This is a genomic window from Streptomyces sp. NPDC014870 (assembly GCF_043081505.1).
Lineage (GTDB): Bacteria > Actinomycetota > Actinomycetes > Streptomycetales > Streptomycetaceae > Streptomyces.
The window spans coordinates 328,941-355,142 of the sequence record NZ_JBIBWQ010000012.1; the positions used below are offsets into that span (position 1 = coordinate 328,941).

At 71.1% G+C, this 26,202-nt stretch carries 24 protein-coding genes and 2 pseudogenes; 12 read left to right on the forward strand and 14 right to left on the reverse strand.

Translation table 11 applies throughout. The features are described 5' to 3' along the window. Positions 1-31 precede the first annotated feature (31 nt). Complete coding sequence (locus tag ACF09C_RS31585; RefSeq protein ID WP_362410883.1) at positions 32-1,414, reverse strand: glycine--tRNA ligase; 1,383 nt, start codon at positions 1,412-1,414, stop codon at positions 32-34. Positions 1,415-1,601: 187 nt separating this feature from the next. Here ACF09C_RS31585 and ACF09C_RS31590 point away from each other — a divergent pair, with 187 nt between their 5' ends. From ACF09C_RS31590 to ACF09C_RS31605, 4 genes are read left to right on the forward strand one after another with little or no spacing between them, the layout of a single operon-like run. Then, positions 1,602-2,648, forward strand: coding sequence for a metal ABC transporter substrate-binding protein (locus ACF09C_RS31590; RefSeq protein ID WP_392096476.1), 1,047 nt, complete (start codon positions 1,602-1,604; stop codon positions 2,646-2,648). 23 nt (positions 2,649-2,671) lie between these two features. Then, the gene (locus ACF09C_RS31595) at positions 2,672-3,460 is read left to right on the forward strand and encodes a metal ABC transporter ATP-binding protein (RefSeq protein WP_392096477.1); all 789 of its coding nucleotides are present in this window, start codon (positions 2,672-2,674) and stop codon (positions 3,458-3,460) included. 10 nt (positions 3,461-3,470) lie between these two features. Then, positions 3,471-4,379, forward strand: coding sequence for a metal ABC transporter permease (locus ACF09C_RS31600; RefSeq protein ID WP_392096546.1), 909 nt, complete (start codon positions 3,471-3,473; stop codon positions 4,377-4,379). A 48-nt stretch (positions 4,380-4,427) separates the two neighbouring features. Then, positions 4,428-4,838, forward strand: coding sequence for a transcriptional repressor (locus tag ACF09C_RS31605; protein WP_361965620.1), 411 nt, complete (start codon positions 4,428-4,430; stop codon positions 4,836-4,838). A gap of 88 nt (positions 4,839-4,926) precedes the next feature. Here the strand turns inward: ACF09C_RS31605 and ACF09C_RS31610 are convergent, their stop codons facing one another. The 3 genes from ACF09C_RS31610 to ACF09C_RS31620 form a co-directional block, all read right to left on the reverse strand. Then, the gene (locus tag ACF09C_RS31610; RefSeq protein ID WP_392096548.1) at positions 4,927-5,772 is read right to left on the reverse strand and encodes an isoprenyl transferase; all 846 of its coding nucleotides are present in this window, start codon (positions 5,770-5,772) and stop codon (positions 4,927-4,929) included. A gap of 18 nt (positions 5,773-5,790) precedes the next feature. Continuing rightward, positions 5,791-6,540 (reverse strand): DNA repair protein RecO, encoded by a 750-nt coding sequence (gene recO / locus ACF09C_RS31615; protein WP_392096479.1) that lies wholly within the window; start codon positions 6,538-6,540, stop codon positions 5,791-5,793. A 112-nt stretch (positions 6,541-6,652) separates the two neighbouring features. Continuing rightward, positions 6,653-6,868 (reverse strand): hypothetical protein, encoded by a 216-nt coding sequence (locus tag ACF09C_RS31620; protein WP_362006364.1) that lies wholly within the window; start codon positions 6,866-6,868, stop codon positions 6,653-6,655. Positions 6,869-7,230: 362 nt separating this feature from the next. Between ACF09C_RS31620 and ACF09C_RS31625 the strand changes: the two genes are divergently transcribed. Both ACF09C_RS31625 and ACF09C_RS31630 read left to right on the forward strand, forming a co-directional pair. Continuing rightward, entirely contained in the window at positions 7,231-8,064 is an 834-nt protein-coding gene (locus ACF09C_RS31625; RefSeq protein ID WP_392096481.1) for a Scr1 family TA system antitoxin-like transcriptional regulator, read from the forward strand. After that, positions 8,046-8,321, forward strand: a complete 276-nt coding sequence (locus ACF09C_RS31630) for a DUF397 domain-containing protein (RefSeq protein WP_392096482.1) — start codon at positions 8,046-8,048, stop codon at positions 8,319-8,321. Before ACF09C_RS31625 ends, ACF09C_RS31630 begins: the two co-directional genes overlap by 19 nt. Here ACF09C_RS31630 and ACF09C_RS31635 read toward each other — a convergent pair. Beyond that, positions 8,308-8,763 carry a hypothetical protein gene (locus ACF09C_RS31635; protein WP_392096484.1) on the reverse strand — a complete coding sequence of 152 codons (456 nt, stop codon included), beginning with the start codon at positions 8,761-8,763 and terminating at the stop codon, positions 8,308-8,310. The two genes, ACF09C_RS31630 and ACF09C_RS31635, sit on opposite strands and share 14 nt — an antisense overlap. 86 nt (positions 8,764-8,849) lie before the next feature. On the opposite strand from ACF09C_RS31635, the gene ACF09C_RS31640 reads away from it, so the two are divergent. Next, positions 8,850-9,698 carry a hypothetical protein gene (locus tag ACF09C_RS31640; RefSeq protein WP_392096486.1) on the forward strand — a complete coding sequence of 283 codons (849 nt, stop codon included), beginning with the start codon at positions 8,850-8,852 and terminating at the stop codon, positions 9,696-9,698. A gap of 12 nt (positions 9,699-9,710) precedes the next feature. Here ACF09C_RS31640 and ACF09C_RS31645 read toward each other — a convergent pair whose 3' ends face one another. Beyond that, on the reverse strand, positions 9,711-10,181 hold the full coding sequence (locus tag ACF09C_RS31645; RefSeq protein WP_392096487.1) for a hypothetical protein: 471 nt from the start codon (positions 10,179-10,181) through the stop codon (positions 9,711-9,713). A gap of 211 nt (positions 10,182-10,392) precedes the next feature. Here ACF09C_RS31645 and ACF09C_RS31650 point away from each other — a divergent pair, with 211 nt between their 5' ends. Next, the gene (locus ACF09C_RS31650) at positions 10,393-11,766 is read left to right on the forward strand and encodes an FAD-dependent oxidoreductase (RefSeq protein WP_392096489.1); all 1,374 of its coding nucleotides are present in this window, start codon (positions 10,393-10,395) and stop codon (positions 11,764-11,766) included. A gap of 98 nt (positions 11,767-11,864) precedes the next feature. Here the strand turns inward: ACF09C_RS31650 and ACF09C_RS31655 are convergent, their stop codons facing one another. The 3 genes from ACF09C_RS31655 to ACF09C_RS31665 form a co-directional block, all read right to left on the reverse strand. Next, a complete protein-coding gene (locus ACF09C_RS31655; protein WP_392096491.1) occupies positions 11,865-12,521 on the reverse strand; it encodes a response regulator in 657 nt (218 codons plus the stop codon). Further along, a complete protein-coding gene (locus ACF09C_RS31660) occupies positions 12,518-13,714 on the reverse strand; it encodes a sensor histidine kinase (RefSeq protein WP_392096492.1) in 1,197 nt (398 codons plus the stop codon). Before ACF09C_RS31660 ends, ACF09C_RS31655 begins: the two co-directional genes overlap by 4 nt. Positions 13,715-13,777: 63 nt before the next feature. After that, on the reverse strand, positions 13,778-15,904 hold the full coding sequence (locus ACF09C_RS31665; RefSeq protein WP_392096494.1) for an MMPL family transporter: 2,127 nt from the start codon (positions 15,902-15,904) through the stop codon (positions 13,778-13,780). A 240-nt stretch (positions 15,905-16,144) separates the two neighbouring features. On the opposite strand from ACF09C_RS31665, the gene ACF09C_RS31670 reads away from it, so the two are divergent. Both ACF09C_RS31670 and ACF09C_RS31675 read left to right on the forward strand, forming a co-directional pair. After that, complete coding sequence (locus ACF09C_RS31670; RefSeq protein WP_392096496.1) at positions 16,145-17,929, forward strand: LuxR C-terminal-related transcriptional regulator; 1,785 nt, start codon at positions 16,145-16,147, stop codon at positions 17,927-17,929. A 111-nt stretch (positions 17,930-18,040) separates the two neighbouring features. Then, positions 18,041-18,241, forward strand: a pseudogene (locus tag ACF09C_RS31675) (CDP-glycerol glycerophosphotransferase family protein); the annotation flags it as partial. Here ACF09C_RS31675 and ACF09C_RS31680 read toward each other — a convergent pair. Further along, positions 18,217-18,450, reverse strand: a pseudogene (locus ACF09C_RS31680) (glycosyltransferase family 2 protein); the annotation flags it as partial. The pseudogenes ACF09C_RS31675 and ACF09C_RS31680 overlap by 25 nt on opposite strands. A gap of 198 nt (positions 18,451-18,648) precedes the next feature. Here ACF09C_RS31680 and ACF09C_RS31685 point away from each other — a divergent pair. Continuing rightward, positions 18,649-20,031, forward strand: coding sequence for an FAD-binding oxidoreductase (locus ACF09C_RS31685; RefSeq protein WP_392096497.1), 1,383 nt, complete (start codon positions 18,649-18,651; stop codon positions 20,029-20,031). A 7-nt stretch (positions 20,032-20,038) separates the two neighbouring features. On the opposite strand, the gene ACF09C_RS31690 is transcribed toward ACF09C_RS31685, so the two are convergent. The 3 genes from ACF09C_RS31690 to leuA all read right to left on the reverse strand — a co-directional run bounded on the left by ACF09C_RS31690 (position 20,039) and on the right by leuA (position 24,102). Further along, positions 20,039-20,731, reverse strand: coding sequence for a TerB family tellurite resistance protein (locus ACF09C_RS31690; RefSeq protein WP_392096499.1), 693 nt, complete (start codon positions 20,729-20,731; stop codon positions 20,039-20,041). A gap of 123 nt (positions 20,732-20,854) precedes the next feature. Next, positions 20,855-22,150 (reverse strand): choice-of-anchor A family protein, encoded by a 1,296-nt coding sequence (locus ACF09C_RS31695; protein ID WP_392096501.1) that lies wholly within the window; start codon positions 22,148-22,150, stop codon positions 20,855-20,857. Between the two features lie 194 nt (positions 22,151-22,344). Next, on the reverse strand, positions 22,345-24,102 hold the full coding sequence (gene leuA / locus ACF09C_RS31700; RefSeq protein WP_392096503.1) for a 2-isopropylmalate synthase: 1,758 nt from the start codon (positions 24,100-24,102) through the stop codon (positions 22,345-22,347). A 293-nt stretch (positions 24,103-24,395) separates the two neighbouring features. Here leuA and ACF09C_RS31705 point away from each other — a divergent pair, with 293 nt between their 5' ends. Continuing rightward, a complete protein-coding gene (locus tag ACF09C_RS31705) occupies positions 24,396-25,442 on the forward strand; it encodes a M4 family metallopeptidase (RefSeq protein ID WP_392096505.1) in 1,047 nt (348 codons plus the stop codon). A gap of 14 nt (positions 25,443-25,456) precedes the next feature. On the opposite strand, the gene ACF09C_RS31710 is transcribed toward ACF09C_RS31705, so the two are convergent. Continuing rightward, a complete protein-coding gene (locus ACF09C_RS31710; RefSeq protein WP_392096507.1) occupies positions 25,457-26,149 on the reverse strand; it encodes a hypothetical protein in 693 nt (230 codons plus the stop codon). Between the last annotated feature and the right edge of the window lie 53 nt (positions 26,150-26,202).

The following is a 26,202-nucleotide window of genomic DNA, read 5'->3' on the forward strand; positions in this document are numbered from 1 at the left end:
GGAACCGGGGGGCTTCGTCACGCCAGAGGCGTCAGCAGCCGAGGAGGCGGCTGCCCAGGTAGCCCTGGATCTGGTCGAGGGAGACGCGCTCCTGCTTCATGGTGTCGCGCTCGCGCACGGTCACCGCGTTGTCGTCCAGGGTGTCGAAGTCGACGGTGACGCAGAACGGGGTGCCGATCTCGTCCTGGCGACGGTAGCGGCGGCCGATGGCGCCGGCGTCGTCGAACTCGATGTTCCAGTTCTGCCGCAGGTCGGCGGCGAGGCCCTTGGCCTTCGGCGAGAGCTGCGCGTTGCGGGAGAGCGGCAGGACGGCGACCTTGACCGGCGCGATGCGCGGGTCGAGACGCATCACGGCGCGCTTCTCCATGACGCCCTTGGCGTTCGGGGCCTCGTCCTCGCTGTACGCGTCGAGCAGGAAGGCCAGCATGGTGCGGCCGACACCGGCGGCGGGCTCGATGACGTACGGCGTCCAGCGCTCCTGGGCGTCCTGGTCGAAGTAGAGGAGCTCGTTGCCGGAGGCCTTGGAGTGCGCCTTCAGGTCGTAGTCGGTGCGGTTGGCGACACCCTCCAGCTCGCCCCACTCGCTGCCGCCGAACTGGAAGCGGTACTCGATGTCGGCGGTGCGCTTGGAGTAGTGGGAGAGCTTCTCCTTCGGGTGCTCGAACCAGCGCATGTTCTCCTCACGGAGACCCAGGCCGGTGTACCAGTTCCAGCGCTGCTCCATCCAGTACTCGTGCCACTGCTCGTCCTCGCCCGGCTTGACGAAGAACTCCATCTCCATCTGCTCGAACTCGCGCGTGCGGAAGATGAAGTTGCCCGGAGTGATCTCGTTCCGGAAGGACTTGCCCATCTGCGCGATGCCGAACGGCGGCTTCTTGCGCGAGGTCTGCAGCACCTGGCCGAAGTTGGTGAAGATGCCCTGCGCGGTCTCGGGACGCAGGTAGGCGACGGAGCCGGAGTCCTGGGTCGGGCCGAGGTGGGTGGAGAGCAGACCGGAGAACTGCTTGGGCTCGGTGAACGTGCCCTTGTTGCCGCAGTTGGGGCAGTTCAGGTCGGTGAGGCCGTTCTCGGGGAGGCGGCCGTGCTTCTCCTCGTACGCCTCCTCCAGGTGGTCGGCGCGGTAGCGCTTGTGGCAGGAGGTGCACTCGGTCAGCGGGTCGGTGAAGGTGGCGACGTGACCGGAGGCCTCCCAGACCTCGGTGGCCAGGATCACCGACGAGTCGATGCCGACGACGTCCTCGCGCGCGGTGACCATGTAACGCCACCACTGACGCTTGATGTTCTCCTTGAGTTCGACACCCAGCGGCCCGTAGTCCCAGGCGGCGCGCTGGCCGCCGTAGATCTCACTGCACGGGTAGACGAAGCCACGGCGCTTGCTCAGGCTGACGATGGTGTCGATCTTGTCGGCGGCCACGGTGCTCTCTTCATTACGACGACGAAGTGCGAATGCTTCAGGTTACCGGCGCCCCTGCCCCCTGTATCAAATCGGTTCGGCCTCTCGCCGCATACGCGGACGGGCATGCCTGGGTGTGTCCTGGGGTGTCCGGGAACACAACCAGGACAATTGACAATCGTTTCCAACTTTGTTGAAAATGAGTGTCATGAACGTACGCCGTCTGATACCCACCGCCGCCGTCGCAGGAGCCGTCACCCTCGGTCTCGTCACCCTCTCCGCCTGCGGCGGGACCTCCGGCGCGGCCGGCAAGTCCGCAGACGGCAAGCTGAGCGTGGTGGCGTCGTTCTACCCGATGCAGTACCTGGCCGAGCAGATAGGCGGCGACCACGTCTCCGTCTCCACGCTCACCGCGCCGGGCGTCGAGCCGCACGACCTGGAGCTCAAGCCGCGACAGATCGGCGAGCTCGGCGACGCGGACTACATCCTCTACCTCAAGGGCATCCAGCCCGCCGTCGACGAGGCGATCAAGCAGGCCGGCGTGAAGAACACCGTCGACGCCGCGACGCTCACGACGCTGGAGGACCACGGCACCGCCGTCGGCCACGACCACGGCCACGGCGCCGAGGAGCCCGGCCACGAGGGCGAGAGCCCCGAGGAGCACGCCGAGCACGGCCACGAAGAGGGCCACGAAGAGGGCCACGAAGAGGGCCACGGCCACGAGTCCGAGGCCGGTCTCGACCCGCACATCTGGCTCGACCCGGTGAAGTACGCCGAGGTCGCCAAGGGCGTCGGCGCCTCCCTGGAGAAGGCCGACCCGGACAACGCCGCGGACTACAAGAAGAACACCGACGTCCTGGTCAAGAAGCTCGGCGACCTCGACACGGCGTTCAAGGACGGGCTGAAGAACACCTCCACCAAGACCTTCATCACCACCCACTCCGCCTTCGGCTACCTCGCCGAGCGGTACGGCCTGGACCAGGAGGGCATCAGCGGCCTCGACCCCGAGTCCGAGCCGAGCCCCGCCCGCATGAAGGAGCTGCAGGAGATCGCGGCGAAGGACAAGGTCTCCACCGTCTTCTTCGAGACCCTCGCCAGCGACAAGACCGCGAAGACCCTCGCGAAGGACACCGGCCTCAAGACCGACGTCCTGGACCCGCTGGAGGGAATCACGGACAAGTCCCAGGGCGATGACTACATCGAGGTCATGCAGTCCAACCTCGCCGCGCTGAAGAAGGCCCTCGGCGCCAAGTGACCCCAGCACAGCAGGAGGCCCCCGTGAGCGCGCCCGTCACTCCGGACACCCCGGCCACGCCCGTCATATCCGTCCGCGGAGCCACGGCGTCCCTCGGCGCGCGCCCGGTCCTGCGCGGCGTCGACCTCACCGTGCACCCCGGTGAGGTCGTCGCGCTGCTCGGCGCCAACGGCTCCGGCAAGTCGACCGCCGTCCGCGCGATCATCGGCCAGGTCCCCCTGACCGACGGAGCGATCTCGCTCTTCGGCACCGAGCGGAAGCGTTTCCGCGACTGGTCCCGTGTCGGCTACGTCCCCCAGCGCACCACCGCCGCGAGCGGCGTCCCCGCCACCATCCGCGAGGTCGTCACCTCCGGCCGGATCTCCCGCCGGAAGTTCGGCTGGCTGACCAAGGCCGACCGGGCCGCCGTCGACCGCGCCATCGAGCTCGTCGGCCTCACCGACCGGGCCAAGGACTCGGTGAGCGCCCTCTCCGGCGGCCAGCACCAGCGCGTCCTGATCGCCCGCGCGCTCGCCTCCCAGCCCGAGCTGCTGATCATGGACGAGCCGATGGCGGGCGTGGACCTCGCCAGCCAGGAGATCCTCGCCGGCACCCTGCGCGAGCAGGTCGCGGGCGGCACCACCGTCCTGCTCGTGCTGCACGAGCTGGGCCCGCTGGAGCCGCTCATCGACCGGGCCGTGGTCCTGCGCGACGGCTGCGTCGTCCACGACGGCCCGCCGCCCAAGGCGGTCGGCCAGCACGCCCTGCCGGGCCACGACCACGTCCATCCGCACGCGGCCGACGAGCCGCTCCGCACGGGTCTGCTGACCTGAGGAAGCTGACCTGATCATGGAATTCCTCGAACCCGCCTTCATGCAGCGGGCGCTGATCGCGGCCGTCCTGGTCGGCATCACCGCCCCCGCCGTCGGCATCTTCCTGGTCCAGCGCCGCCAGGCCCTGATGGGCGACGGCATCGGCCATGTCGCCATGACCGGTGTCGGCCTCGGCTTCCTGCTCAACAGCAGCCCGGTGTGGATGGCCACCCTGGTCGCCGTCGCCGGCGCCGTGCTGATGGAGCTGATCCGGACGTACGGACGCACCCGCGGCGACCTCGCGCTCGCGCTGCTCTTCTACGGCGGCATGGCGGGCGGCGTCATGCTGATCCAGGTCGGCGGCGGCTCCAACGCGAACCTGCTCTCGTACCTCTTCGGATCCCTGTCCACGGTCTCGGACGAGGACGTCACCGCGATCGGCATCCTCGCGGCCTTCGTCATCCTCGTCACCATCGGCCTGCGCCGTCAGCTCTTCGCGGTCAGCCAGGACGAGGCCTTCGCCCGCGTCACCGGCCTGCCGGTGCGCGCCCTGAACCTGCTCATCGCCGTGACCGCCGCGGTGACCGTCACGGTCGCCATGCGGGTCGTCGGCCTGCTCCTCGTCAGCGCGCTGATGGTGGTCCCGGTCGCGGCGGCGCAGCAGCTGTCCCGGTCCTTCCGCGCGACTTTCGTCCTCTCGGTCGTGATCGGTACGGCGGTCACGCTGACCGGCACGATCACCACCTACTACCAGGATCTGCCGCCCGGCTCCCTCATCGTGCTGCTCGCGATCGGCGTCTTCATCGTGCTGACCGCGCTCTCGGCCCCCCTCGCCAGGCGCCGCGCCCGGGCGGCCGCGGAGGCCTCGGGGGCGGGGACGGACGGCTGCGACGCCCAGGTGCCGCTCACGCGCCGTCCCACGGACGACGTCACGGTCTGAACGGCCTGGCAGAATGGCGGGGGCAACGGAACTCACAAGGAGGCCCCTGTGGCGACGGCAGGACCCCCCGTACGCGGCCGCTCGACCAAGCAGCGGGCCGCTGTCGCGGCGGCACTGAACGAAGTGGACGAGTTCCGCAGCGCCCAGGAGCTGCACGACATGCTCAAGCACCGCGGCGACTCGGTGGGCCTCACGACGGTCTACCGCACGCTCCAGTCCCTCGCGGACGCGGGCGAGGTCGACGCGCTGCGCACCAGCGACGGCGAGACGGTCTACCGCCGCTGCTCCACCGGCGACCACCACCACCATCTCGTCTGCCGCGTCTGCGGCAAGGCGGTCGAGGTGGAGGGCCCGGCGGTCGAGCAGTGGGCAGAGACGATCGCCTCCCAGCACGGCTATGTGAACGTGGCGCACACGGTCGAGATCTTCGGCACGTGCGCGGAGTGCGCGGCGAAGTAGCGGCCCGCACGGACAGTACGGAAGGGGCCCGCACCGGATCGCATCCGGTGCGGGCCCCTTCGCGTACGAGGCTCGTGTACGAGGCGGCTCAGACCGCAGGACCCTGCTGCGGGACCGAGCCCATCGCCGCGCGGTCCGCCGCCGGGATCGCGCCGAAGCGGCGGTCGCGGGAGGCGTACTCGACGCAGGCGCGCCACAGGTCGCGGCGGTCGAAGTCGGGCCACAGGACGTCCTGGAAGACCATCTCGGCGTAGCTGCTCTGCCAGATCAGGTAGTTCGAGGTGCGCTGCTCGCCGCTCGGGCGCAGGAACAGGTCGACGTCCGGCATGTCCGGGTAGTACAGGTACTTCTGGAAGGTCTTCTCGTTGACCTTCGACGGGTCCAGCTTGCCGGCGGCCACGTCACGGGCGATGGCCTGCGCCGCGTCGGCGACCTCGGCGCGACCGCCGTAGTTGACGCAGAAGTACAGCGTCATCGCGTCGTTGTCGACGGTCTGCTCCTGCGCGACCTGCAGCTCCTGGACGACCGACTTCCACATCTTCGGCATACGGCCGACCCAGCGGATCCGGATGCCCAGCTCGTCCATCTCGTCACGGCGGCGCCGGATCACGTCCCGGTTGAAGTTCATCAGGAAGCGGACCTCCTCGGGCGACCGCTTCCAGTTCTCCGTGGAGAAGGCATAGAGGGAGAGGTTCTTGACCCCCAGCTCCAGGCACCCCTTCAGGACGTCCAGGACGACGCCCTCGCCGACCTTGTGCCCCTCGGTACGCGGAAGGCCCCGCTCCTGGGCCCAGCGGCCGTTGCCGTCCATCACACAGGCGACGTGGTTCGGCACCAGCTCGCCGGGGAGCTTCGGCGGGCGCGCGCCGGACGGGTGCGGCTCCGGGGTCTTGTACTCCCGGATCTTCCGTCCGAGGATTCCGCGTCGTGCGATGGCCATGCGATGGGTCTCCTAGCTCTTCTCTACGTACCGCAGCGAGCGCAGCCCGCGCTCCAGGTGCCAGTGCAGATAGGCGGACACAAGGCCGCTGCCCTCCCTGACGTGACGCGGCTCGCACGCGTCCGCAGTCGCCCAGTCGCCGTTGAGCAGCGCGCTGAGCAGGCCGATGGCCTCCGGAGAGGGTACGACGCTGCCGGGCACCCGGCAGTCGCCGCATATGACGCCGCCCGCCGCGACCGAGAAGAACCTGTTCGGTCCGGGCAGGCCGCACTTCGCGCAGTCCACGAAACTCGGCGCGTAGCCGTTGACCGCGAGGGAGCGGAGCAGGAAGGCGTCGAGGATGAGATGGGGCGCGTGCTCGCCCCGCGCGAGCGTGCGCAGCCCGCCGACGAGCAGCAGGTACTGCTGCACCGCCGGCTCGCCCTCGTGGTCGGTGAACCGCTCCGCCGTCTCCAGCATCGCCGTCCCGGCGGTGTAGCGGGCGTAGTCGGTGACGATGCCGCCGCCGTACGGCGCGATCGTCTCGCTCTGCGTACAGAGCGGAAGACCGCGCCCGACCAGCTCACTCCCACGGGCGAAGAACTGCACGTCGACATGGGAGAACGGCTCCAGCCTGGCCCCGAACTTCGACTTGGTCCGCCGCACCCCGCGCGCCACGGCGCGTACGCGCCCGTGACCGCGCGTGAGCAGGGTGATGATGCGGTCCGCTTCACCCAGCTTCTGGGTGCGCAGCACGATGCCGTCGTCGCGGAACAGACTCATGGGACCCATTCTCGCGTACGGGACGGCAGACCCTGGCCCCCCTGCGCACCCTCGTCCACTCGTGGGCCGTGTTCGCCGCGATCGCACGCTTCCCCGAGCGCGCGGCCCGCCTTCACGGCACCTCACCCCGGCTCCGCGCGTTCGCGTGCGCGGTCGCGGCGCGCAGCCGCTCGGTCGTGGTGGCCTCCCTCACCCCCTCGGGCTCGGCGTCCCACTCCCGCCCGCCGCCGAGCGGCCGTAGCTGTACGTACGGCCCCTCGTGTCCCATGACCGTGCCCACACGTCCGGTGCGGATCTCCACGACGTACGACCCGATGGGCAGTTTCATGGCCGGCTCCCTTCTTCCCCTGACGGGAGTACGGCGCCGGCGAGGAGCCGTGCCGTTTCCACCGTGCAGCGTCCCAATTCGATGAGCGGCGGCCGGGACGGGGAGTCGGCGGCGAGGGTGACGGCGTCGAGCCCGAGGGAGGGAAGCACGATTCCCGCCCGCACGAGTGCCTCGCGCAATTCCGCCACCGTCTCGCTCGCTTCTTCGACGGCCCCCGTGAACGACCGCGTGCCTTGTTCCTTCACCAACGCATCCCTTTCCGAATCCATTTCTCACTTACCGCCCCCAGCGTGGTCCCGGATCCCTAAACTCGATAGATGCGCAGGTCCTACAACTGCGGGGCAGCGTTGAGGAGTTAATCCATGGCCAAAGCAAGGCGGCAGGACACGTGGGCGTTCTTCGGCCAGGAGCTGAAGGCGCAGCGCGAGACGAAGGGGCTCACGCAGACGGAGTTGGGCGATCTGGTGTTCGTTTCCGGCGGCTACATCGGCCAGTTCGAGCAGGGAATTCGGAAGCCGCAGCTGGATGTGGCGCGGCGAATCGACGTGGTCCTACAAACCGGTGGCTTTTTCGAACGCGCGTGTCTGAAGCTCATCGACGCCTCGCCGTACGCGTCCTATTTCGAGGCGGCGGCAGAGCTGGAGGCGTTGGCGAGGAAGATCTGCGAGTTCGCTCCGACGCTGATGCCGGGCCTGCTCCAGACCGCCGACTACGCCCGGGCCGTCACGCTGGCCATGAACCCGCTCGCATCAGATGCGTTCATCGAGGAGAAGGTCAGTGGGCGGCTGGATCGCGCCCAACTGCTCAAGAATCCCGCAACCCCGGTGTATTGGGTGATCCTGCATGAGCACGCGCTTCGGCTCGCGGTGGGGGGTCCGGCCGTCATGGCCGAGCAACTGGGCCACGTCGCTTCGCTCGCTCGTGCGCGCCGCGTACTGGTACAGGTGCTGCCGACCGCTGCCGGGGCATATGCCCTCATGACCGGCATGGTGACTCTCATGGAGTTCGACGACGCTCCCCCAACCGCCTATACAGAGGCGGTGTTTTCCGGGAATCTGCTGGACGATCCTGCCCTGGTGAAGCGGGTTCAGGAGACCTACGATCTGCTCAGGGCTGCCGCGCTGTCGCCGGAGGCGTCCCTCGCACTGATCGAATCGGCGGCGGAGGACCACAGACGATGCGCGAGTACGACCTGAGCACCGCTCAGTGGCGGAAGAGCTCCTACAGCGACGGCAACGGCGGAAGCTGCGTCGAAGTGGCCTACAACTTCGTCGGCGCCGCCTGGCGCAAGAGCAGCCACAGCGACGGTGACGGCGGCAACTGCCTCGAAGTCCTCGACAACGCTCCCGGCGGCGTCGTCCCCGTCCGGGACAGCAAGAACCCCGCCGGCCCCGCGCTCGTCATCGCCGCGCCCGCGTGGGCGGTCTTCGTCGCCGGGGTCAGGAAGGGCTGACGATCAGGCCGATCGTCGCGAGGACGCCCGCCGCGAAGGACAGGAGCGCGATCCGCTGCGCACCCCGCACGTAGCCCTTGCGGCGCCCGCGCTCCTGGCGGACCGTCGACATCGTGCCCATGTGCACGATCTTGATGTTCGTGGGGTGGTGGACCAGCGGGTACTCGTCGCCGACCACGTGCGCGGAGCCGAAGTTGACCCCGGTGTTGTGCCGGGCGGCGCCTCCGGTCGGGGTCGGGAACTCGTACGTGACGCTCGCGTAGCCACGCGGGCCGAACGGCTCCAGACGCACGAGGCGCGACCGCACCTCGATGCCGGTCTCGCTCAACTCCGTCATCTTCTTCAGCTCTGACCGCTCACCGGAGATGAGCATCAGGCCGAAGATGCAGACCGGCACGGACGCGATCATGAAACAGACGAGTACTGCGGTCACCAGGTTCACAGGCGGACCGTACGACACCACGCGCCCCACCCGAAACCCCCACAGGCTCTTCACCCGCGGGGATCCGGCGACTTACGATCACGCGCATGTCGATCACTTCGCCCATACCCGTCCTCCATGGCGACCGAGGTACCGAACTCCGCTCCGAGGGCGAGGGGTTGCTGCTGCGTCGGCGGGACGACGAGCTGCGCATCCCGCTCGTGGCGATCGCGCGCGTACGAGCCGAGAGGCGAGCCGTCACGATCGAGCTGACGGCCCCCGCGGGGACCGAGCCGACCGAGTACGGGGTCACGGACGTGAGCGCGGCCGCCGCCACGGCCTTCGCCGACGCGGTGAACGCCGCGCTGCCCGAGCGCACCGCGGACGAGCCGGCGGTCGACGGCTCGACGCTCGTCGTCACCCGGAGCCTGGTCTCCGGCGACGACGGGGAGGACGGGGAAGCCGACGACGCACGGCCTCGCGGACTTCCCAAGCCCGCGAAGTGGGCGACCTGGGCGGCCAACGGCGCGATCGCGCTGCTCGCCGTCGCCGTCGGGGTGGCCGACGGGAACTGGGGGCGGGGCATCGCGACGCTCCTGCTCGGGGAACTCGCCATCGGGGCCGTCTTCCTCGCCTGGGCGGGGCTGATGTCCGTGTGGGAGGGCTGGTACCTGCGCCGCTACGGCATCACCGTGGAGACGCGGCAGGTCTACCGGAACGGCACGGACACCAACGCCTACACCGCCACCGACGGCGTGACCCGCTACGTCGGCGGCACCGACAAGGGCAGGACCGTCCGGGTCGCCTACCACCCGCGCAAGCCGGGGACCGCCGTCGTCCTCACCGGCCTGGGCGATCGGATCGGGGGCCTGATCCTGTGCCTGGTGATCGCCGGCATCGCGGGCCTCATCGCCTGGGGTGTCGTCGCCCTCGCGCTGCCCGCCTTCGACGGGTGACCGCCCCCCGTCCTACTTGATGAGCGCGTTGGCGCCCGCGATCGCAAGGCCGATCGTCGCGTCCGCCAGGCCCACGAGCACGGCCGAGCCGCGCCGGTAGCCGGACCTGAGAGCGGCGAAGGTGCCCCAGGCACCCAGCAGCAGCGTGTTGAGGCCGAGGCCCACCGAGGTGACCACGTCCGGGCCCCAGTCCGCCGCGGCCGCGAGGAGGAGCAGGGCGACGGTGGGCAGGGTGGCGACCACCAGGGGCCATTCCTCGCCCAGCGCGGTGAGGAGGCGCCGCCAGCGGACCGAGGCGCTGCCGGTGTGGTGGGTGGCCATGTGGTGGGCGTACCCGTGCACGAGGCCCGCCGCGGCCGCCGTGACCAGGATCCACAGCGCGTCGTAGACGGGCGTGAACTGTTCGCCCTCGCTGTGCAGCGCGGCCAGGAGCGCGCCGGCAAGAACCGTGCCGTAAACCCCACCAAACATCCAATTACGCATGAAAATCACCCTAAAGGGTGCAGAATTTCACCCCTACCCCCTCCCCCTATGGCCACCCACCCCGGACCCCAGGCTTCCTTTGGGAAGTCATAAGTCCGCCTTATGTGGTCATAGACCGGGGGTGGGTACCGGCGCGCTTCGGGCGTTATTTAGGGTGACCTAAGTGACGACACCCATCGTCGTCACGTCGTTTTGCGAAGGGAACCCAGACATGACCCGCCCCCTCCGGGTAGCGATCGTCGGCGCCGGCCCCGCCGGGATCTACGCCGCTGACGCGCTGCTGAAGTCCGAGGCCGCCAACGAGCCGGGCGTGTCGATCGACATCTTCGAGCGGATGCCGGCTCCCTTCGGCCTGATCCGGTACGGCGTCGCGCCCGACCACCCGCGCATCAAGGGCATCATCACGGCCCTGCACCAGGTGCTCGACAAGCCGCAGGTCCGCCTCTTCGGCAACGTCGACTACGGCACCGACGTACACCTGGACGACCTGCGCTCGTTCTACGACGCCGTGGTCTTCTCGACCGGCGCCATGGCCGACCGCGAGCTGAAGATCCCCGGCGTGGAGCTGGACGGCTGCCTCGGCGCCGCCGACTTCGCGTCCTGGTACGACGGCCACCCGGACGTCCCGCGCACCTGGGACCTGTCGGCCGAGAAGGTCGCCGTGCTGGGCGTCGGCAACGTGGCGCTCGACATCGCGCGCATCCTCGCCAAGACGGCTGACGAGCTGCTGCCGACCGAGATCCCGCCGAACGTCTACGACGGGCTCAAGGCCAACAAGGCCCTCGAAGTCCACGTCTTCGGCCGCCGTGGCCCGGCGCAGGCGAAGTTCAGCCCCATGGAGCTGCGCGAGCTGGACCACTCCCCCAACATCGAGGTCATCGTCAACCCCGAGGACATCGACTACGACGACGGCTCGATCGCCGAGCGCCGCAAGAACAAGCAGACCGACATGGTCGCCAAGACCCTGGAGAACTGGGCGATCCGCGACGTCGGCGACCGCCCGCACAAGCTCTTCCTGCACTTCTTCGAGTCGCCGGTCGAGATCCTCGGTGAGGACGGCAAGGTCGTCGGCCTGCGCACCGAGCGCACAGAGCTGGACGGCACCGGCAACGTCAAGGGCACCGGCCAGACCACGGACTGGGAGGTGCAGGCCGTCTACCGCGCGGTCGGCTACCTCTCCGACGAGCTGCCCAAGCTCCCCTGGGACACCGTCAGCGGCACCGTCCCCGACGAGGGCGGCCGGGTCATCGAGGAGGGCGGCGCGCACCTTGCGTCGACCTACGTGACCGGCTGGATCCGGCGCGGCCCCGTCGGCCTCATCGGCCACACCAAGGGCGACGCCAACGAGACGGTCGCGAACCTTCTGGACGACTTCGCGAACGACCGGCTCCTCACGCCCGCGAACCCGGAGACGGACGCGGTCGTCGCCTTCCTCGAGGGCAAGGGCATCACGTACACCACGTGGGAGGGCTGGTACGCCCTCGACGCCGCCGAGAAGGCGCTCGGCGAGCCGCAGGGCCGCGACCGCGTGAAGATCGTCGAGCGCGAGGACATGCTCCGCGCGAGCGGGGTCGAGCTTGGCTGACCCGCCCACCGTGCCTGATCTCCCGGGCCCCCACCGGTCACGTACCGGTGGGGGCCCGGCCCGTGTCCGCGACGCGGCGCCGCGATGTCCGACGCGCGTCAGCGACTCGGCGCCACCAGGCCCGACTCGTACGCGGCGATGACCAGTTGCGCCCGATCCCGCGCACAGAGCTTGCCCATGATCCGGCTGACATGCGTCTTCGCCGTGAGCGGCGAGAGCCCCAGCGTCTCCGCGATCTCCGCGTTGTTCAGCCCCCTGGCCACCAGCGCGAGCACCTGGCGTTCGCGATCCGACAGCCCCTCCGGTCCTCCCGTCGCCGGCGCCTCCGGCGTCGCGAGGACCCTGGCTATCAGCAACGCCGTCGGGCCCGGGGAGAGCAGGGACTCCCCCGCCGCCACCGTGCGGATCGCCGCGAGGAGCTCGGCCGGGCGGATGTCCTTGACCACGAAGCCCGAGGCGCCCGCCCGCAACGCCTCCACGATGTGCTCGTCCGTGTCGTACGTGGTGAGGACCAGCACCTTCACTCCGGCCAGGTCCTCGTCGGCGGCGATCAAGCGGGTCGCCCCGATCCCGTCCAGCTCGGGCATCCGGACGTCCATGACCACCAGGTCCGCCCGCGCCGAACGGGCCAGCTCCACCGCCTCCCTGCCGTTGGCCGCCTGGCCCACGACCTCCATGTCGGGCGCCGAGTCGACGAGCATGGCGAACGACGCCCGGACCAGCGTCTGGTCGTCCGCGAGCAGCACCCGGATCACGCCGTCACCCTCTCCCTCGCCACGAGCGGCAGCGCCGCCGTGACCTCGAACCCCCCGCCGGTCCGCGGGCCCGCGCTCAGTGTCCCTCCCACGCTCCGCGCTCTCTCCCTCATTCCGAGAATCCCGTACCCCGAGCCACCGCCTGTCCCGCCCGAGCCACCCGGACCACCCGAACCGCTCGAGCCACCCGAACCGGCCGAAGCCGCAACGCCGTTGACCACCCGTACCGTCAACACCTCGTCCACCAGCGAGACATCGACCCGCACCCCACCGCCGCCCGCACCCCCGTGGCGGACGGCGTTGGTCAGGGACTCCTGCACGATCCGGTACGCGGCCGACCCCACCGCCGCCGGGACCTTCACCCCACCCGTCCTGAGCGTCAGTTCCGCGCCGGAGGACCGTACGAGATCGGGCAACGAGGCGAGATCCGGCAAGGGGCCCTCCGGGGCCGCCCGCAGCACGTCCAGCGTCGTGCGCACCTCCGATCGGGCCTCCCGGCACGTCTCGGCTATCCCGTCGAGCGCCCGGGCGAGCGCCTCCCGGTCCAGCCGGTCCGGGTCGGCGACCAGGACATGGGCGGCGACCGACGTCTGCACGCCGATCAGGGTGATCGAGTGCGCCAGGAGGTCGTGCAGGTCCCGGGCGATGCGCAGCCGCTCCTCGGCGACCTTCCGCTCGCCCTCGCGCTCCGCCCGCTCGACCACGCTCGCCACCAGCTGCCGGTAGAGCCGGATGCTCGCGCCGAAGACCAGCATCGCGATCACCCAGCCGGAGACCCTCAGCAACTCCACCATCTCGTGCGGGTTGACGAAGATCTGCATGGTCAGCGTGATGGACGTGACCGAAAGACCCACGAGCAGGGTCCGCTGCGGACGGCCGGTGGCCGCGACCGTGTACAGCGCGGTCATCGAGGCGGGTATCGGCGCCAAGTGCATGTAGTCCAGCGCGTGGTAGGGGGCGACGCAGGCCACCACGGCGAGCAGCACCGGCATCGGCGCCTTGCGACGCCACGCCAGCGGAACGTGCGCGGCGAGCAGCAGCGCCCAGCCGAGCAGGTCCGGCCGGCGGCCGTCGTCGACGGTGAGCGCGATGGCCGCCGAGAGGACGGCGAAGACAGCGGCGGCCGCCGCGTCGCACCTCACCGGGTACGGCGCCGCCTGCGGATCACGGGTCAAGGCCGCTGCGAAGTCCATGACGTTCATCCTCCCTGCGGGCGGGGCTCCTGACAGTCCGGGAAGCCCCCCACCCGCCCCCGATCACACCCGTACGGGAATCCGCTCGGACCCCGAATCGCCCGTTGACGGACCGTCCTCGGACGAGCCACCCGCCGACGAACCACCCGTCGACGAACCGTCCGCCGACGAACCACCCGTCGACGCACCCGCCTTGGCCAGCGGTCCCGGCCACCACACCTTCCGGCCGAGCAGCACGCTCGCGCTCGTGACCAGGTACGTACGGACCAGGAAGGTGTCGAGCAGGACGCCGACCGCGATCACGAAGCCCAGCTCCGCCAGTTGCACCATGGGCATGTTGACGAGGACGCCGAAGGTGGCGGCGAGGACGAGCCCCGCCGAGGCGATCACCCCGCCGGTCGTCCGCAGCGCCGTCAGGGCCGCGGCGCCCGGCTCCGCGCCGTTCAGGCACTCCTCGCGCATCCGGTGCATCAGGAAGATGCCGTAGTCCACGCCGAGGGCGACGAGGAAGACGAACGAGAGCAGCGCCAGGCCGGGGTCGGTCCCCTCGAAGCCGAAGAGCGACTCGAAGACGAGCCCGCCGATCCCGAGGGCCGCGCCCCAGACCGCGACGACGGCGGCGACCAGGATCAGCGGTGCGACGAGGCTGCGCAGCAGCACGATCAGGACGAGGAGGACGACGACGATGACGAGCGGGACGACGATGTTCCGGTCGCCGGCGTTGGTGTCGGTCATGTCGAGCTGTTCGGCGCTGGGCCCGCCGACGTACACGCCGTCGCCGAGCGCGGTCCGCAGCTCCCTGATGGTCGCGGTCTCGGCCGCCGACTGCGGCGGCACGGAGGCCACGACGGAGATCTCCGTCCAACCGCCGCCGCTGCGGCCCCGCTCGGCCTTCGCGACCCCGTCGGTCGCGAGGGCGGTCCGCAGCGCCCCGGGCACCGCGGCGGTCGGGGCGACGACGGTGATCGGCTGGGTGCCCATCTCCGGGTACGCGGCGGCGAGCGTCTTCATCGCGGCGACCGCCTCCGGAGTGGAGGTGAAGGAGTCCTCCTGCTTGAGGGAGCCCGGCAGGTTCAGCGCACCGAGCGCCAGCGCCGCGAGCGCCGCGGCGCCCGTGACGAGCACGGCGAGCGGACGGCGGCCCGCCGAGGAGCCCATCACGGCGAAGAGGGAGCGGCGCGCGGCCTTCGGCTCGCTTCCGTACGCCGGGATCAGCGGCCAGAACACCCGCCGGCCGAGCACGACGAGCAGCGCGGGGAGCAGCGTCATCATCGCGACGAGCGCGCACAGCACCCCGACGGCGGCCGTGGGCCCCATGCCCCGGCTGCTGTTCATGTCCGCGGCGAGCAGGCAGAGCATCCCGAGCGCGACGGTGCCGGACGAGGCGAGGACGGCGGGCCCGCAGCCGCGCAGGGCCGTGACCATGGCGTCGTACGGCCGCTCGGTGCGGCGCAGTTCCTCGCGGTAGCGGGAGACGAGGAGGAGGGCGTAGTCGGTGCCGGCGCCGAAGACGAGGATCGTCATGACGCCGGTGCTCTGGCCGGAGACGCTGATGTCGAAGCCCTGGTGGAGGGCGTACGTGACGGCCATCGAGAGGTAGTCGGCGACGCCCGCGACGACCAGCGGGACGAGCCAGAGGAAGGGGCTGCGGTAGATGACGATCAGGAGGATCGCGACGACGGCGACGGTCGTGTAGAGGAGCGGGCCGTCGAGGGAGTTGTAGACCTCGCCCGCGTCGGTGGCGAGCGCGCCGGGACCGCCGACCTCGCCGCTCACCGTCTCGCGGATGTCGAGGACGAAGGCGTCCCTGGCCTTTTCGTCCGTACCGGGCTCGGTACTGGACACGGCGTACAGCAGGGTGGTGCCGTCCTTGGAGGGGACGGGGACCGGGGGCGAGGTGAGCGGGTGCTCGGCCGCGACCCGCGCCACCTCCCGGGCGGCGGTGGCCTTGTCGGCGGCGGTCAGTCCGCCGTCGCGGTGGTAGACGAGCACGAGGTCGGTGGAGTCGCCCCCGGGCAGCTGCTCGGTGATCTTGGCGACCTGGGTCGAGTCGGCGCTCGCGGGCAGATAGTCGACGGCGCGGTCGCGTTGTACGTCGCCGAGCTTTCCGGCGAGGGGTGCGGCGAGGGCGAGCACGATCACCCACAGGGCCAGTACGCCCCAGCCCACGATTCTCTTACGGCCCTCCATGACGGGGGCTCCCTCCGGTCGGTCGGACGAGTCGGTCGGATATGTCGTCCGGTCGATCCCAGATTCCCGTCGCCCCGACCTGGATTCGTCGCGCTGACGGCCGAGTTGAGGGCTACTGCCGGGGGCGGTGCCGAGGCCCGCCTACTCCCCCGGGAGTAAGCCGGGAGTAAGCGGAGGCCGTACGCGCCGGGCGCTCATATTCTGGAAGGACCGGCACGGCCGGAAGGGAAGTGAGCGGCGATGGCCGTCCCCGTCGAAGAGGCTCCCGCCGTCGAGCGGGCGCGGGACGCGGCGGCCCGGGACGCGTGGGCCGAGGCGTACGTCCTGCTGCGCGAGTCCGACCGGCACCCCTCCGCGGCCCTTGCCCCCGAAGACCTGGACCTGCTCGCCGACGCCGCCTGGTGGACGGGCCACGTGGACGAGTCGGTCGCGGCGCGGCTGCGGGCGCACGCGGCGTACGGGGCGGCGGGCGACCACCGGGGCGCGGGGGCCGTGGCCTGGTGGCTGCACTTCGAGTACCAGAGCCTCGGCCGCCCGGCGGCCGCCGCAGGCTGGCTGCACCGGTCGCGGCACCACCTGGAGCACGAGCCGGACTGCCCCGAGCAGTGCTTCCTCGCCTGGACGGACGCGGCGGAGGCCCAGGAGCGCGGGGACCCGGCCGCGGCCCTGGCCGCCGCGCGCCGGATGACGCGGCTCGCCGCCGCGTCGGGCGACCCGGGGCTGCTGGCCCTGAGCCGGACGACCGAGGCCTCGGTGCTGCTGGCCGAGGGACGCAGGGAGGAGGGCATGGCCCTCCTCGACGACGCGATGGTCGCGGTCCTGGCGGGCGAGCTGACCGGCATGTACACCGGCATCCTCTTCTGCCTGGCGCTCAGCCAGTGCATGGAGGCGGCCGACCTCGCCCGCGCGGTGGAGTGGACGGACGCGGCGATGACCTGGTGCGAGGTGCCGTGGTCCCAGCACGTCCGGCCGCCGGAGCCGGGGAGCGCGGGAGCACCGGACCCCGCGCCCGGACGCACCCCTGAACCCACCCCCGCCCCCGGCGCCGGCTCCTTCACGGACAACCCCTTCCGGGGCCTGTGCCGGATCCACCACGTCGAGGTGCTGGACCTTCTCGGGGCGTGGACGCTCGCCGAGGACGAGGCCGGGCGGGTGTGCGGCGAGGTGATGGTGGACAGCCTGGACGTGGCCGCCGAGGCGTCCTACGAGGCCGGGGAGATCCGGCGCCGCCAGGGGCGACTGGACGCCGCCGCCCGCGCGTACGCGCACGCCCATGAGCTGGGCAGGGTCCCGCAGCCCGGCCTCGCGCTGCTGCGGCTCGCGCAGGGCAAGGCCGACGCGGCCGTGGCCGGTCTGCGGCTCGCCCTCGCCTGCGGCCCGCAGCACGGGCTCCTGGGCCGGGCCAGGCTGCTGGCCGCCATGACGGAGGTCGCCCTGGCCGTCGGGGACGTGGCGGGCGCAGAGGCGGCGGTCGTGGAGCTGGAGGGGCTCGCCGGGGCCGGGGGCTCGCCGCTCCTGACCGCCATGGCCGACACCGCGCGCGGCGCCGTCGCGCTCGCCGGCCACGGACCGGCCCTGATTCCGCTGCGCAGCGCCCTCGCGGGCTGGCTGGAGCTGCGGGTGCCGTACGAGGCGGCGCAGGTACGGATGCTGCTGGCCGCCGCGGACCGGGCCGCCGGGGACGAGGAGGCGGCCCGCCTGGAGCTGGAGGCGGCCCGGACGGCGTTCGAGCGGCTGGGTGCGGTGCCCGACGCCCGTCGCGCGTCGGCCCTGCTGACCCGGCGCCGGCGCCAGGCGCTGCCCGGCGGCCTGACGGCCCGCGAGGCGGAGGTGCTGCGGCTGGTCGCGGAGGGCGGCACGAACCGGGAGATAGCCCAGGCCCTGGTGATCAGCGAGCACACGGTCGCCCGCCACCTGAACAACATCTTCGCCAAGCTGGACGTGACCTCCCGCACCGCCGCGTCAACCTACGCCTTCGCCCACGACCTCCTCCCGCCCCCGGCCCCGACCCCCACTCCTGCCTAGGGCCGCCACCCCCGCGCGCTCCGGATCGCCGACGGGCTCGTTGTGCCGGATGTCGCGTTCGCCTAGAAAGCCGGTGTGCTTCTCCCTCTCCGCAGACTCGTGCGTGGCCCCGTGATCCGTACCGCCTACCGCTTCGCGCGGGCTCGGCAACCGCTGGATCCGCACCTCGCCCTGTACAACGCGTACTGGAGCCGGGGTCCGGCCTGCAATCCGGCGGCGATCCACGCCGCGGCCCGGGAACTCGCCCCGCACATCCGGGGCGTGTGGGTGGTCGGCAGCCGGTACACGAGCCCGGCGTTGCGGGCCCGGCCGAGGCCCACGTTGTGGGGCAGGTGGACGGCGGTGACGCGCGGATCGCGCGCCGCGTACAGGTCGATGATCTCGCCGCAGGCATCCGGTGACCGGTCGTCGACGGCGATCAGTTCGAAGTCGGTGAAGGACTGGCTCAGGACGGAGTCCAGGCTGTCCCGGAGGTACGCCTGGACGCGATACGCGGGCACGATGACGCTGAAGCGGGGCATGGAACTTCCCAGAGACCGAGGTCGTGTAAGGCCTGCGCTCCGAGAACCTCGGCCCGAGAGCCCGGTCACGGCGGATACGGCGTACGGGTGGTTCGGTGGCCGCCCCGGCGTGGGCCGTTTCGCCCATGCCCCGCCCGCCCCGTGATGTGGGTGGTTCGGGCGATGCCCGCCGCCGCTCCCCCGGCCTACAACGGGTGCATGGACACCACCGACCCCCTCACCACGAACTCGCTGGACACCCTGCGCGGTGCCGTCCGAGGCGAGGTCGTCGTCCCCGGCGACCCCGACTACGACGAGGCACGCGCGGTCTACAACGCCATGCACGACCGGCGGCCCGCCGTCGTCGTCCGGGCCGCCGACGCGGGCGACGTGATCGCCGGCGTCCTCTTCGCCCGGGACCACGGGCTGCCGCTCGCGGTCCGGGGCGGCGCGCACGCGGTCGCCGGGTACGGGACCGTCGACGACGGGCTCGTCGTCGACCTGTCCCCGATGCGCGCGGTGCGCGTCGACCCCGCGGCCCGTACCGCCCGCGCCGAGGGCGGCTGCACTTGGGGCGACTTCAACCACGCCACGCACGCCTTCGGCCTGGCCACCACCGGCGGGGTCGTCTCCACCACCGGCATCGCCGGGCTCACCCTCGGCGGCGGGATGGGCAATCTCGCCCGCCGCTACGGCCTGAGCTGCGACAACCTCGTCGAGGCCGATGTCGTGACCGCCGACGGCACCCTCGTCACCTGCGACGCCGAACGGCACCCCGACCTGTTCTGGGCGCTGCGCGGCGGCGGAGGCAACTTCGGCGTCGTCACCTCGTTCGTCTACCGGCTGCACCCGGTCGACGACGTCCTGGGCGGCGTGGTCTTCTATCCGCTCGACGCGGACGTGGCCCGGAACTGGCGTGATCTCGTCGCCGGCTCACCCGAGGAACTGAACACGATCTTCGTCATGGTGCTCGGCCCCGACATGCCGTTCCTGCCGGAGCGCTGGCACGGCCGCCCGGTCTGCGGCCTCGTGACCTGCTTCAGCGGCCCGCCCGGCGAGGACGCGAAGGTGCTCGCGCTCCTCGACGAGCTGGGTCCCGTCGTCGGCCGCTTCGTGGAGCGGATGCCGTACCCGATGGTCAACACCCTCTTCGACGAGGACCTGCCGCCCGGGCTCTACCACTACTGGAAGGGGAACTTCAGCCGCGATCTCTCCGACGGCGCCATCGACGTCCACGTCCGCTACGGCGCGACCCTGCCCTCGATGGAGAGCGACACCGCGATCTTCCCGATCGACGGCGCCTGCCACCGCGTCGGCCCCGAGGAGAGCGCCTTCGCCTACCGGGACGCGCACTTCTCCGCCGCGTTCGGCACGACCCACACCGACCCCGCCGACAACGAGGCGAACATCGCCTGGACCCGCGCCTACGACGAGGCCCTGCGGCCGCACACGCAGGAGGCCGGGTACGTCAACTTCATGGACACCGACGACCAGGACCGCGTACGGGCCAACTACCGGCAGAACTACGACCGGCTGCGGACGGTCAAGCGCCGCTACGACCCCGGCAACCTCTTCCGCCTCAACCACAACATCGAGCCGTGAGCGGGCCTCAGAGCAGCGTCCGGGCCGTCGCGAGGAGACGTGCCGTGTCGTCCGCGCAGAGCGCGAGCGCGTTGCCGACGGTGTTCAGGACGTCCCGCTCCGACGGGGTGTACGCCCCGTCCGCAAGGGCGATCCGCGCGCCCTGGAGCAGGATCGACTCGCGCCCGGAGACGGCCAGGTGCGGGGCGAGCGGCTCCAGGGCCTCGTGCAGCTCGATGGCGAGGGCCGCGCCGCCGCAGTCGGCGTCCGGCAGGAACCGGCCGGTGTCGGCGGCGAGCGCCTCGACCAGGTCGGTGAGCTGGACGCCGGTGCACTCGTCGTACCCGGCGGAGCGGACCGCCGCGACGGCGGTGTCGACGGCCGTACGGGAGTCGGTGCCGCCCGCCGCGAGGACGGCGAGGGCGACCGTGTGCACGGCGTCGCGCAGCATCGCGGCGAAGCGGCTCGTGGTGGGGTGGTCGAGCGCGTCGGTGCCGAAGTGCGTGTGACAGCCCGCGCATTCGATCACCGGCCCGGCGTGGCCCCGGGGCAGCAGCGGCACGCCGAGGACGGCGAACCGCCGGCGTCCGGTCCTGCGGCGGTAGTTGCGGTCGCCCCCGCACTCCTCGCAGAAGAACTCGCCGTCTCCGATGGTGTTCCAGGAGGTACGAATGCCGCAGAGAATTACTTTTCGTCCACGTGACTCTCGGGCAGACAGCACGCCGCACCTCCCTTGACGAACCGGCGACTTTGCCGACGTGGGGAGTGATGTTAGCCACATCCTTGATGTGGCGTCAGCACCCCGTCAGCAGATCGCCACCGACTTGGCCGAGACGCGACACCGTCAGGAGACCCGCCTGCGCCGCCCGCGCACCGAGTACGCGACGAATCCACCGCCCAGGGCCACGGCGGCGACCGCCACCCCCACGACACCCGGTCCGAACGCGGATCCGGTACTGGCGAGATCACCCTCAGGGGTGGTCGGTGCGGGCGCGGGGGCGGCGCTCTCGGCAGGTGTCGAAGGCGACGGGGACGGCTCCCCGGACTCCGTGCCGCCGGGCTCCTCGGACCTCGGCTCCTCTGGCTTGGGCTGCTCGGGGACGACGGTCGGCGTCGGCTGCGGCTTCTCGGGCGTGACGGGCTCGCCCGGCTCGGCGCCCTTGGGCAGGCAGCCGGTGAACGTCATCTGGTGCGTCTCGGCGCCGGGGACGGAGAGCAGCTCCTCGGCGACGACCGAGCCGTTGACGTGGCCGGGGCCGACGCCCTTGCCGCCCAGCTCCACCGTGGCGTTCGGCGCGAGGATCGTGCCGGGCCAGGAGGTGTAGTTCTTCTTCACGCTCTCGGCCTGCGGGAAGTTCCACAGCAGCTCGGAGCGGACCCGCTGGAAGGCCGCGCTGCCGGCCGCGTAGTCGTCCTGGACGAAGCGGCCCGCGGTCTCGTCCCAGAGGTTCACGCCGTACGTGGGGGTGGCGCCCATGTCGTACGAGCCGCCGATCACGTTGACGAGGGTCGTGGCGCCGGTCGGGACCCTGATCGAGATCTCGGCGGCCTTCTGGAGGTCGCCCGCGGCGACCGCGAAGACGTTGAGCTCCTTGTCCGCCCCGGTCAGGAGCAGCCCGTGGGAGCCCTGGGGCACGGCGACGGTGCCGTTCGGCGCGATGGCGGCCCAGCCGGCCGAGAGGCTCCGCAGGGCGGCGAACTCCTTGCCGAAGTCGACCGGGGAGGCGCCGGGCGCGTGCCGCCCGTCGACGGCGAAGTTGCCCGTCGAGCGGTCGGCGAGCCGCCCGTAGACGGCGCCGCCCCGGGACACGACGACCTGGTTGGCGTGGAGGGTGCCGCCCACGACGAGGCTGTGGCCGCCCGGGAGCTTCGCGAGGTCGGCGTCGGAGAGCCGGGACCCGACCGAGAAGCCCTGGCCCGAGGCGCTGTCACCGAAGCGCGCGTCCCCGCCGACCGCGACCGCGCCCTCGGAGTCGGAGAAGCGCGTGGAGTCCTTCTCGACGAACTCGGCGTAACCGCCGGCGACACCGAGGGGCGCGCACGACAGGGCGGCCGTCGGGGCGGCGGAGGCGGCCGGGGCGCAGAGGAGGGCGGTGCCGGTGACCGCGAGGACGGCGGCCGCGGCAGCGGGCGTACGCATGACGGAACTCCAGGTCAGGGAGTGCGGAAGGGGGGCGTCCGAGTGGACGAGCCGAACCTTCCGGCACTCCCTGATGTGGCGTCAACTGCCCGCACATACGGGTAATTCAGGCAGCGCCGACCGATCTTCCTTAAGTCAACCTGAAGGAGTGACGTGGATCACGGTCGAGCTTTCGGCGCGGCCGGAACGCTCGGTCAGCGCGCGGAGCGGTTGACCGCCGAGACGACGGCCTTCAGCGAGGCGCGCGTGGTGTTGGCGTCGATGCCGATTCCCCACAGGACCTGGCCGTCGATGGCGCACTCGATGTACGAGGCGGCCTGCGCGGAGGCGCCCTCGCTCATCGTGTGCTCCTGGTAGTCCAGGACCCGGGCGTCCACGCCGGCCGCCGCCAGGGCGTCGATGAACGCCGAGATCGGACCGTTGCCGGAGCCGCTCAGGACGGTGTCGACGCCGTCCACGACCGCCTCGACGGTCAGGGTGTCGGTGCCGTCGGTGTCCGAGGTGGACTGGCCGGAGCGCAGCTGGATGCGGCCCCAGGCGTTGTCCGGGTTCGGCAGGTACTCGTCCTGGAAGACCGACCAGATCGCGGCCGGGGTGACCTCGCCGCCCTCGGTGTCCGTCTTCTGCTGGATGATCTTCGAGAACTCGATCTGCATCCGGCGCGGCAGGTCCAGCTTGTGGTCGTTCTTCAGGACGTACGCGATACCGCCCTTGCCGGACTGCGAGTTGACCCGGATGACCGCCTCGTAGGAGCGGCCGACGTCCTTGGGGTCGATGGGCAGGTACGGGACCGCCCACTCGATCTCGTCCACGGTCTTGCCCTGGGCGGCCGCGTCGGCCTCCATGGCGTCGAAGCCCTTCTTGATGGCGTCCTGGTGGGAGCCGGAGAAGGCGGTGTAGACCAGGTCGCCCGCGTAGGGGTGGCGCGGGTGGACCTCCATCTGGTTGCAGTACTCGCTGGTGCGACGGATCTCGTCGATCTGCGAGAAGTCGATCTGCGGGTCCACGCCCTGCGAGAACAGGTTCATGCCCAGCGTCACCAGGTCGACGTTGCCGGTCCGCTCGCCCTGCCCGAACAGGCAGCCCTCGATGCGGTCGGCGCCGGCCATGATGGCCAGCTCGGCCGCCGCCACGGCCGTGCCGCGGTCGTTGTGCGGGTGGACGGACAGGCAGACGTACTCCCGGCGGGTCAGGTTGCGGGACATCCACTCGAACCGGTCCGCGTGCGTGGAGGGCGTCGAACGCTCCACGGTGGCGGGCAGGTTGAGGATGATCTCGCGGCCCTCCTCGGGCTGCCAGACGTCACAGACCGCCTCGCAGACCTCCAGGGCGAAGTCCAGCTCGGTGTCGGTGAAGATCTCGGGGCTGTACTGGTAGCCGAAGACGGTCTCGTCGCCCAGCAGCTTGTCCGCGTACTCCATGACCAGCCGCGTGCCGTCGACGGCGATCTGCTTGATGTCCTCCTTCGAGCCGCGGAAGACGACCCGGCGGAAGGTGGGCGCGGTGGCGTTGTACAGGTGGACGGTGGCGCGCTTGGCGCCGACCAGGGACTCCACGGTCCGCTCGATCAGGTCCTCGCGGGCCTGGGTCAGTACGGAGATGGTGACGTCGTCCGGGATCGCGCCCTCTTCGATGATGGAGCGCACGAAGTTGAAGTCGGTCTCACCGGAGGACGGGAAGCCGACCTCGATCTCCTTGTAGCCCATGCGCACCAGCAGGTCGAACATCTCGCGCTTGCGGGCGGGGCTCATCGGGTCGATCAGGGCCTGGTTGCCGTCGCGCAGGTCGGTCGACAGCCAGCGGGGGGCCTTGGTGACGCGCTGCTCGGGCCAGGTGCGATCGGGGATGTGGACGGCTTCGTAGCGGCCGTACTTGTGGATCGGCATCCCGGACGGCTTCTGCGTCTGGGTGGCGTTGGTGATGGGCGTGGGGCGGCCGACAGGCTGGGACATCGCGTAGGGCTCCTCGGGGTCCAGAAGAGGGACGGCCGACTGTCGAACGCAACACCAGGTCCCGCGGGGAGGGGGTCGGCCTACGACTACAGGCCCTCGCCGCGGCAGCTAAGGAGAAGCAGCCCGAAACGCATGATGTGCCGCAGCCTAGCCCAGGTCCGTGGAGCGCGGACCTCCTGTTTCAGTATGCGGGACGGCCGGACCGTCAATACGAAAAGGTGACGTATCACTCCATTTCGCGGATCATGGTCGCCGCTAGTGACACTGGCGTGACCCAGTGCCACATTGCTGGGATGACTTCTGTCTTCTGCACGATCGTGCCGCCCCACCTTCTGGAGCACCTGGCCGCGTCCTCGAACCCGGCCGTCGCGGCCGTCGCCCGGCGCACCCTCGTCGCCGACGCGGCGAACCGCACGAACCGCGCCCTGGCCCTCCCGGCGGCGCCGACGGCGGTCGCGCCGAGCGCCGGGCCCACCCGCCCCAAGCGGACGATCTTCGACGCCCAGGGCGCCACGGAGCTGCCCGGTGTCACGGTCCGCGAGGAGGGCCAGGAGGCGACGGGGGACGCCACCGTCAACCGCGCGTACGCGGGGCTCGGTGCCACCTTCGACCTCTTTCTGAAGGCCTTCGACCGGGACTCGATCGACGGCGCGGGGCTGCCGCTCCACGCGACCGTCCACTACGACCGGAACTACGGCAACGCGTTCTGGAACGGCGAGCAGATGGTGTTCGGCGACGGTGACGACGAGATCTTCCTCGACTTCACGCTCCCGGTGGACGTGATCGGCCACGAGCTGGCGCACGGCTTCACGCAGTACACGGCGAACCTGGAGTACTTCAGCCAGTCCGGCGCGCTCAACGAATCCGTCTCCGACGTCTTCGGCTCCCTGGTGAAGCAGTACGGCCTCGGCCAGAGCGCGGACGAGGCCGACTGGCTGATCGGCGAGGGCCTCTTCCACCCGAACGTCCAGGGCACGGCCCTGCGCTCCATGAAGGCCCCCGGCACGGCCTACGACGACGACGTCCTCGGCAAGGACCCCCAGCCGGGCCACATGGACGACTACGTCCGCACCAGCCGGGACAACGGCGGCGTCCACATCAACTCGGGCATCCCGAACCACGCCTTCTACCTGGCGGCGACGGAACTGGGCGGCCGCGCCTGGGAGCGCGCCGGCCAGATCTGGTACGACGTGATGACGGGCGGCGCGCTCACCCCCGAGACCCGCTTCACGGAGTTCGCGGCCGCCACGGTCGCGGCGGCGAAGGCCCGCTACGGCGACGGGGCGGAGATCCAGGCGGTCCTGAAGGCGTGGTCGGCGGTGGGCGTGGCGACGGACTGAGCGCGCACGGCACCCTACGAGTGGTAGAGCACCCGGACGAGGACCGTGTCGTCCGGGAGGCCGTCGAGGTAGGCGTTGAAGCGCACATGGTGCGCATGCGAGCTGCCCTCGACCCACCGGCCGTCGACGGTGAGAAGCGCGAACGTCGGCAGGACGTCCGCCGCTGCCCGCGCCGCGAAGTCGGGGCGGTCCTCACCGAACCAGGCCACCGGGTCGAACCCGAACCGCTCCTCGCGGCCGGGGTCGAGCCGGACGGCCCGGATCACGGGCTGGGCCTCGAAGGCCTCGACCGCCCGGGCCTCCGGCATCCGCGCGAAGTGCGCGTACGGCAGGCTCGGTGGGAAGGTGCTGGCGAAGGCCTGCCAAGCGTCCCATGCGTCGGCCGCCTCCCGCGCTGCGGCGAAGCGCCCGGTGTCGAGGTCCAACAGGGCCTTGGGCCCGCCGTCGCACAGCGAGCGAGGACGCGGTGGCCGGTCCTCGTCCAGACCGTCCCGAACGATCAGCGGATCGTCCTCACCGCCGGGCCGCACCGTGAACTCCTTGCCACCGGAGGCGACGTACCAGTAGTCCCACTCCCCCTGCCACTCGTCGTCCGGCTTGCCGATCTGCGCGTCGTACTCGAACGGGGCCATGGCCGCAGCGAGCGCGGGGCGCAGCCCGTCCGGGCCACACGGCGGCAGACATACGGTGACGATTTGCTTGCTCATGGTCCTCCTGGTCGAGCCGAAGCCGACCGGTGTGGAAACGGGGCTGGTAGACA